General features: G+C 73.6%; 7 protein-coding genes. 5 read left to right on the top strand and 2 right to left on the bottom strand.

From position 1 onward, the window contains the following. Window positions 1–238 precede the first annotated feature (238 nt). On the top strand, window positions 239–826 hold the full coding sequence (locus tag C3492_RS16200) for a pyridoxamine 5'-phosphate oxidase family protein (RefSeq protein WP_103812457.1): 588 nt from the start codon (window positions 239–241) through the stop codon (window positions 824–826). A gap of 3 nt (window positions 827–829) precedes the next feature. After that, window positions 830–1,534 carry a L,D-transpeptidase gene (locus C3492_RS16195; RefSeq protein WP_181140392.1) on the top strand — a complete coding sequence of 235 codons (705 nt, stop codon included), beginning with the start codon at window positions 830–832 and terminating at the stop codon, window positions 1,532–1,534. Between the two features lie 20 nt (window positions 1,535–1,554). Here C3492_RS16195 and C3492_RS16190 read toward each other — a convergent pair whose 3' ends face one another. Continuing rightward, a complete protein-coding gene (locus tag C3492_RS16190) occupies window positions 1,555–3,027 on the bottom strand; it encodes a HAMP domain-containing sensor histidine kinase (protein ID WP_103812456.1) in 1,473 nt (490 codons plus the stop codon). Further along, window positions 3,024–3,764 carry a response regulator transcription factor gene (locus tag C3492_RS16185; protein WP_103812478.1) on the bottom strand — a complete coding sequence of 247 codons (741 nt, stop codon included), beginning with the start codon at window positions 3,762–3,764 and terminating at the stop codon, window positions 3,024–3,026. Before C3492_RS16185 ends, C3492_RS16190 begins: the two co-directional genes overlap by 4 nt. A 155-nt stretch (window positions 3,765–3,919) precedes the next feature. On the opposite strand from C3492_RS16185, the gene C3492_RS16180 reads away from it, so the two are divergent. From C3492_RS16180 to C3492_RS16170, 3 genes are read left to right on the top strand one after another with little or no spacing between them, the layout of a single operon-like run. After that, window positions 3,920–5,281, top strand: coding sequence for a ferric reductase-like transmembrane domain-containing protein (locus C3492_RS16180; RefSeq protein WP_181140391.1), 1,362 nt, complete (start codon window positions 3,920–3,922; stop codon window positions 5,279–5,281). Window positions 5,282–5,321: 40 nt separating this feature from the next. After that, complete coding sequence (locus C3492_RS16175; RefSeq protein WP_103812455.1) at window positions 5,322–5,774, top strand: FMN-binding protein; 453 nt, start codon at window positions 5,322–5,324, stop codon at window positions 5,772–5,774. A gap of 59 nt (window positions 5,775–5,833) precedes the next feature. After that, the gene (locus tag C3492_RS16170; protein WP_181140390.1) at window positions 5,834–7,216 is read left to right on the top strand and encodes a ferric reductase-like transmembrane domain-containing protein; all 1,383 of its coding nucleotides are present in this window, start codon (window positions 5,834–5,836) and stop codon (window positions 7,214–7,216) included. Window position 7,217: the final 1 nt, after the last annotated feature.

The raw sequence follows: 7,217 nt of genomic DNA, 5'->3' as shown, positions 1-7,217 counted from the left end.
TCCGCTGAAGGACAAGCGCTCCTCGACCATCGACCGCATCGCCATCGCCATCGGCCGCACCTCCGCCAAGCCGACGGGGCTGGGCTCACTGGCCGCCTGCACCCTCACCCAGTGAGGTGACAGGCAGCCGTGGCCGCCCCGTGGGAAGCGCCGGCCGGGGCGGCCACGGCGAACTCCCCCGCGCCGGATACGGCAATTACTTAGACAGTCGAAGAACTTCCGCCGATACTCGGCAGACATGGGAAAGACCTATGAGCGCATAGACGGCAGGCTGCGCACCTTCATCGAGGAGCAGCCCCTCTTCTTCACCGCGACCGCCCCGCTCTCCGGTGACGGCACGGTCAACCTCTCCCCCAAGGGCCTCAAGGGCTCCTTCGCCGTGCTCGACGAACTCACCGTGGCCTACCTGGACTTCGCCGGGTCCACCGCCGAGACCATCGCGCACCTCAGGGAGAACGGGCGGATCACGCTGATGTGGTGCGCCTTCCAGGGCCCGCCGAACATCGTGCGCGTGCACGGCCGGGGCGAGCCGGTCTTCCGTGACGATCCGCGTCTCCCGGAACTGCTCGCCCACTTCCCGGACATCGACCCGAGCCTCCACGGGCTGCGCGCGGTCATCGTCGTCCGCGCCGAACTGGTCCGGGACAGCTGCGGATACGCCGTCCCCCACATGGCGTACGAGGAGGACCGCGACCTGCACGGCAGGCGCTTCGCCCGCGAGGACGACGCCTCGCTGAGCGCGTACTTCGAGAAGAAGGAGCACATCGCCAGTAGCCTGGACGGCCTCCCCGGGCTGCCGTTGCCGCTGCCGCCCTCTACCGTCTGAGCCATGCGCCCCGGTGTGGTCCTCGCCCTCGTCTCCGCCTCCGCCCTCGCCCTGCTCGGCGCCGCGCCCGGCCGCGGCCCGGTGCCGCTGCCCGCGGGGATGGCGGACACGGGCGGGGGCCGCCAACTGATCGTCGCTCAGGCCCCGGACACCGGGGCCACGACGGGCACGGTCAGCTGGTGGGACCTGCGGGACGGCCGGTGGGTCCGGGCCGGCTGGGCACCGGCCCGGTTCGGAGCGGGCGGACTGGTGGACGGCAGCGCCCGCGAGCAGGGCACGAACACGACACCGACCGGGCTGTACGGCCTCCCCTTCGGCTTCGGGATCAAGGCCGCGCCGGCCGGCACACGGGTCACGTACCGCCCGGTCCGGGAGAGCTCCTGGTGGTGCCAGGACAACGACTCCCGCTCCTACAACCGCTGGGTCGACCCGCTCCCCGCCGACTGCCGCGCCGCCGAGGCCGAGCACCTGATCGACTACGGCACCCAGTACGCGTACGGCCTCGTCATCGCCTTCAACTACGACCGGCCCGTGCGGGGACGCGGAGCCGGGATCTTCCTGCACGTCAACGGCCGGGCGGCGACCGCCGGTTGCGTGTCCGTGCCACAGGACGCCATGCGCCGGATCCTCACCTGGACCGACCCGGCGGCCAAGCCGCACATCGCGATCGGCACGGAGAGCGGGGCGACGGCGGTCGGCCGCTACTGAAGCGCGTGGTGACGGGCCCGTCAGGGCGTCAGGGGCAGACGCACCGTGAACGTCGTCGCGCCCGGCCGGCTCTCCAGTTCCACGCTTCCCCCGTGCGCCTCCGCCACCGCCGCCACGATCGACAGGCCCAGGCCCGCTCCCCCGCCGGAGGCATCGGCTCGGCGGCGGTGTTCCGCCCGGGTGAAGCGTTCGAAGACGGTGGGCCGGACGTCCTCGGGTACGCCGGGGCCGTCGTCGTGGACCGCGAGGGCGGCCTCGGCGGCACCGGCCTCCAGGGTGATCGTCACCTTCGTGCCGGCCGGTGTGTGCAGACGCGCGTTGGCCAGCAGGTTGGCGAGCGCCTGGTGGAGGCGGTGGGCGTCGCCCGGCGCCGTCACCGGTTCCTCCGGCAGGTCCAGGGTCCAGCGGTGGGCGGGGCCCGCGGCGCGGGCGTCCGTCACCGCGTCCAGGACCAGGCGGGTCAGGTCCACCGGCCGGCGTTCCAGCGGGCGGCCCGCGTCCAGGCGGGCGAGCAGGAGCAGGTCGTCGACCATCTCGCCCATGCGGGCGGACTCGGCCGTGATGCGGTCCAGGGCGCGGGTGACCTCCGGTGGCACCGGACCCGGGTGCAGGAGGGCCAGTTCGGCGTGGCCGCGGACCGAGGCGACCGGGGTGCGCAGTTCGTGGCTGGCGTCGGCGGCGAAGCGCCGTAGCCGCTCCTCCACGGCGTGCCGCTTGGTGAGCGCGTCCTCCACGTGGCCCAGCATGCGGTTGAAGGCCGTGGCCACCTGGCCGACCTCGCCGTGCGGGTCGGTGTCCGGGGCCCGTGGCGGCAGCGCGACCTCGCCGCTGGCCAGCGGGAGCTCGCTGACCCGGGTGGCGGTGGCGGCGACCCGGCTGAGCGGCCGGAGCGACCAGCGGACCCAGCAGGCTCCGGCCACGCCCGTGACGACCAGGGCGAGGCCGAAGACGACGCCGGCCACCAGTTCCAGCCGGTGGACCGTGGCCTGGACCGGCTCCAGGGGGAGGCCGACGAGCAGCACGTCTCCGTCCCGGCCGGGGGAGGCGATGACCCGGTAGTCGTCCAGGGAGGTCAGTTCGACGGTGTGGGGCCTGCCGTCGGCCGGTACCCGGGCCAGCCGGTCGGCGTCCCGCGCGGTCAGGTCCACGTTCAGGTCGGCGGCGGGGTCGCCGGAGCGGATGAGCCCCTTGTGGGTGACGGTGCCGTTCAGCAGGCGGGCGCCGAAGGTGCCGGTGGCCATGCGGCGGGTGTCGGCGTGCTCGTCGCCGTCGTGGTCATCGGGCAGCCGGCCGTCGTGCTCCAGGCTCTCCGGGAAGCGGGTGCCGACCTGGGTGAGCTGTTCGTCCAGGCGCTGGGTGAGGAAGCCGTTCAGTTCCACGACCGCGGCCAGGCCGACGGCCGCGCAGCTCACCGCCAGCAGCGTCACCAGCCCGACGGTGAGCCGGGCCCGGAGGGTGCGGGGACGCAGAGTGCGGGGGCGCGGCGGGGTCACCTGGTCACCGGCTTCAGGACGTAGCCGGCGCCGCGCACGGTGTGGATCATGGGCTCGCGGCCCGCGTCGACCTTCTTGCGCAGGTAGGAGATGTACAGCTCGACGACATGGGCCCGGCCGCCGAAGTCGTAGGACCAGACCCGGTCGAGGATCTGCGCCTTGCTGAGCACGCGGCGCGGGTTGCGCATGAGGAAGCGGAGGAGTTCGAACTCGGTCGGCGAGAGGTCGATCAGCTCCCCGGCCCGGGTCACCTCGCGGGCGTCCTCGTCCATCACCAGGTCCCCGACGACCAGCCGCGGGCCCTCCTCCTGCGTGCGGGCCATGCCGGCCCGGCGCAGCAGGCCGCGCAGCCGGGCGACGACCTCCTCCAGGCTGAACGGCTTGGTGACGTAGTCGTCGCCGCCCGCGGTGATCCCGGCGATACGGTCCTCGACCGCGTCCCGAGCGGTCAGGAAGAGCACGCACACATCGGGTTTCACCTCGTGCAGGCGGCACAACACCGCGAAGCCGTCGGTGTCCGGGAGCATCACGTCCAGGACGACGGCGTCGGGCATCAACTCGCGGGCGGCGGCGAGGGCGGCGGCACCGTCGCCGGCCGCGCGCACCTCCCAGCGCTCGTAGCGCAGGGCTCCGGTGAGCACCTCCGCGAGGTCGGGGTCGTCGTCGACGACGAGGACGCGCAGCGGGCTGCCGTCGGGGCGGGTGAGTGCGGGGCGGCCGGAGCGGGTGGTGTTCATCGCGCCTTCCAGCATCGCCGGTCCCCGGCGCTCCGGACGCCCCGGCCTCCTCTGAGTTTCCTGTGAGTCCGCCCGGGCGGGGCCCGCTCAGAGCTCTCTCAGAGCTTCGCCCCGCACAGTGGCCTGGCCGACGGACGAAAGGACGGCGACATCAGATGACCACCCTGGATACGCGACGGGCGGCCCCGGCCCCGCCGCTGCCCGTGACCGCCCGGCGCTCCCCCGCCGGGCCCGTGCTGGCCCTGCTGTGGGCGGGGGCAGCGGCCGTACTCGCGCTCTGGTGGGCGGACACCGGGTCCGTGGTCGGGGCGGCCGGGTGGCTGACCGGGGCCGGGCGGATCGCCGGGCTGCTGTGCGGGTACGCCTGCGCGGTGCTGGTCGGGCTGATGGCGCGGGTGCCGCTGCTGGAGCGGCGCGTCGGCTCGGACCGGGTGGCGCGCTGGCACGCGCTGGCCGGCCGGTACACCGTCTGCCTGCTGCTCGCGCACGTCGTGCTGATCCTCGCCGGGTACGCCGCCCAGGACCGGGCCTCCCTGGGGCACGAGGCGGTGACCGTCGTCCTCGACTACCCGGAGATGCTGAAGGCCACCGCCGGCACGGTGATCCTCCTCGCGGTCGGCGTCACCTCGGCGCGCGCCGTGCGCCGCCGGACGAGCCACGAGTTCTGGTACTACGTCCACCTGCTGACGTACGCGGCCGTGTTCCTCGCCTTCGGGCACCAGATCGCCCTCGGCGAGGAGTTCAACGGCGAGCCGGTCGCGACCGCCGCCTGGTACGCGCTGTACCTGGGCGTGGCGGCCCTGGTGCTGTGGTTCCGGATCCTCGCCCCGGTACGGCTCAACCTGCGCCACCGCCTGCGCGTCGACTCGGTGCACCAGGAGGCGCCGGGGGTGTACTCGGTCGTCGTACGGGGACGGAACATGGACGAGTTGGGGGTGCGGCCGGGCGAGTTCTTCCGCTGGCGGTTCCTCGCCGAGGGCATGCGCCGGACGTCGACGCCGTACTCCCTGTCGGCGCCGCCGCGCCCGGACCTGCTGCGCATCACGGTCAAGGCGCTCGGCGACCACAGCGCGGCCGTGGCCCTGCTGCGCCCCGGCACCCGGGTGTGGGCGGAGGGCCCGTACGGCGCCCTGACCGCCGACCGGGCCGCCGGCCGGCGCACCCTGCTGATCGCGGCCGGCATCGGCGTCACGCCACTGCGGGCGCTGTTCGAGACGCTGCCCGGCGAGGTCACCCTGCTGTACCGGGCGCGCTCGGCCGAGGACCTGGCACTGGGCGGCGAGCTGGAGGCGATCGCCCGCTGGCGCGGCGGGCGGGTGCTGTACGCGCTCAACGGCCCCGGCGGGGAGCGCCCGGCCCTGACGGCGGAGTCGTTGCGCGCCACCTTCCCCGGCCTCGCCCGCGACTACGACGTCTTCCTCTGCGGGCCGCACGGCTTCGCCCAGGACGTCTACCGGGCGCTGCGGGCGGCCGGGGTGGCGGACCGCCGCATCCACCACGAGTCGTTCGAGCTGTGAGCCGGAGAGAGAGCCGCAGAGTGACCGAGAAGGGCCAGACATGCACGCGTTGAACAAGCACCGTCCCCTGCGCCGGATCGTGCTGGCGAGTGCCGCCACGGTCTCCGGGATGGTGCTGCTGCTGGCGCTGAAGCCGCACACGGTGCCCACCGTGGCGATGGCGGGCACCAGGTCCCCCGCCGCGTCGAGCAGTCCGGCGCCCGGCCCGGCCTCCGGGACCAGGACGGCCACCGGGGACACCGTGCAGACCCGCTGGGGCCCGGTCCAGGTACGCGTCACCGTGCGGGACGGCAGGCTCACCGACGTCACGGCCGTCACCTACCCGCAGGAGAACCCACGCGACCAAGAGATCAACAACTACGCCCTGCCCGAGCTGCGGCGCGAGGCGCTGGCGGCGCAGAGCGCGGAGATCGACACGGTGTCGGGAGCCACGTACACCAGTGACGGTTACCGGCAGTCACTCCAGTCCGCGCTGGACTCGGCGGGGCTCTGAACACTCCCGCCGTGCGGCACGTATCTGTGGGCCAAGGGTCAAGTCCCCACGGAGGAACCGTGACCACCACGCTCGCAGGCGGACGTGCCGCCCGCCGACAGACGATGCGCCGCATCCGCCCGCGCCGCTCCCCGGCCGTACCGCTGCTGCTCGCCGTCTGGGCGGGCGCGGCGGCCGTGCTGTGGCTCTGGTGGCACAACACCCCCTCCATCGCCGACGACACCGGCCGGATCCTGGGCGCGGGCCGGATCACCGGTCTGCTGGCCGGCTACCTCATGGCGCTGGTCGTGCTCCAGATGGCGCGCGTCCCGGCGCTGGAGCGGCGGGTCGGTTCCGACCGGGTGGCCCGCTGGCACGCGATGAGCGGCCGGTACACGCTGTGCCTGGTCGTCGCCCACGTCTTCCTCGTCATGTGGGGATACGCGCGCCAGGCCGGCAGGTCCCTCGGCGACATCGTCCAGCAGACCGTCGACTCCGTCGACCAGCTCCCGGACATGGGCAAGGCGGCCATCGGCACGGGCCTGTTCGTGGTCATCGGGCTGACGTCGATCGGCCCGGTCCGCCGCCGGCTGCCGTACGACACCTGGTACCACGTCCACCTGCTGACCTACGCGGCGGTGTTCCTGACGTTCTGGCACCAGATCACCACCGGCAACGACTTCGCGGTGGAGCCCGCCGCCAAGACCTTCTGGTACGGCCTGTACGGCGCGGTCACCGCGCTGGTGGTCTGGTACCGCGTCCTCACCCCGATCCGGCTGAACCTCCGGCACCGCATGTACGTGGAAGCGGTGATCGAGGAGACGCCGGGCATCGTGTCGGTGCTGATCGGCGGGCGGAAGCTGCACCGGATGGGCGCGGAAGCGGGCCAGTTCTTCCGCTGGCGGTTCCTCGCCCCCGGGATGCGGTTCAGCTCGCACCCGTACTCCCTCTCGGCCGCCCCCCGCCCCGGCATGCTGCGGATCACGGTGAAGGCGATCGGCGACCACAGCGCCCGGCTGCGCGAGCTGGCACCCGGGACGAAGGTGTGGGCGGAGGGCCCCTACGGCGCGCTCACCGCGCAGCGCCGCAGCCGGGGCAAGGTGCTGCTGGTCGCGGGCGGGGTGGGCATCACACCGATGCGGGCGCTGTTCGAGACACTGCCCGGTGCCGCCGGTGACATCACGCTCCTGTACCGGGCGAACACCACCCAGGACCTGGCGCTGTGGGACGAGCTGGCGGCCATCGCCGAGGAGCGCGGGGCCCGGCTGATGTACGCGGTGAACAGCCCGGAGGGCGAACGGCCGGACATCTCCGCGGAGAACCTCCGGCGGAAGATGCCGGACATCGACCGGCACGACGTCTTCATGTGCGGTCCGCCCGGGTTCGCGCAGTCGGTGTACGAGGCACTGCGCGAGGCGGGGGTGCCCGCCCGCCGTATCCACCACGAGTCGTTCGAGATGTGAG

The sequence above is a fragment of the Streptomyces sp. Ru62 genome (assembly GCF_002920615.1).
GTDB lineage: Bacteria > Actinomycetota > Actinomycetes > Streptomycetales > Streptomycetaceae > Streptomyces.
This window is presented reverse-complemented; position numbering and strand designations above follow the sequence as displayed.

Excerpts from the sequence above, each read along its gene's own strand:
- C3492_RS16200 (WP_103812457.1), top strand. The coding sequence starts at position 239 with ATGGGAAAGACCTATGAGCGCATAGACGGCAGGCTGCGCACCTTCATC.
- C3492_RS16195 (WP_181140392.1), top strand. The coding sequence starts at position 830 with ATGCGCCCCGGTGTGGTCCTCGCCCTCGTCTCCGCCTCCGCCCTCGCC.
- C3492_RS16185 (WP_103812478.1), bottom strand. The coding sequence starts at position 3,764 with ATGAACACCACCCGCTCCGGCCGCCCCGCACTCACCCGCCCCGACGGC.
- C3492_RS16180 (WP_181140391.1), top strand. The coding sequence starts at position 3,920 with ATGACCACCCTGGATACGCGACGGGCGGCCCCGGCCCCGCCGCTGCCC.
- C3492_RS16175 (WP_103812455.1), top strand. The coding sequence starts at position 5,322 with ATGCACGCGTTGAACAAGCACCGTCCCCTGCGCCGGATCGTGCTGGCG.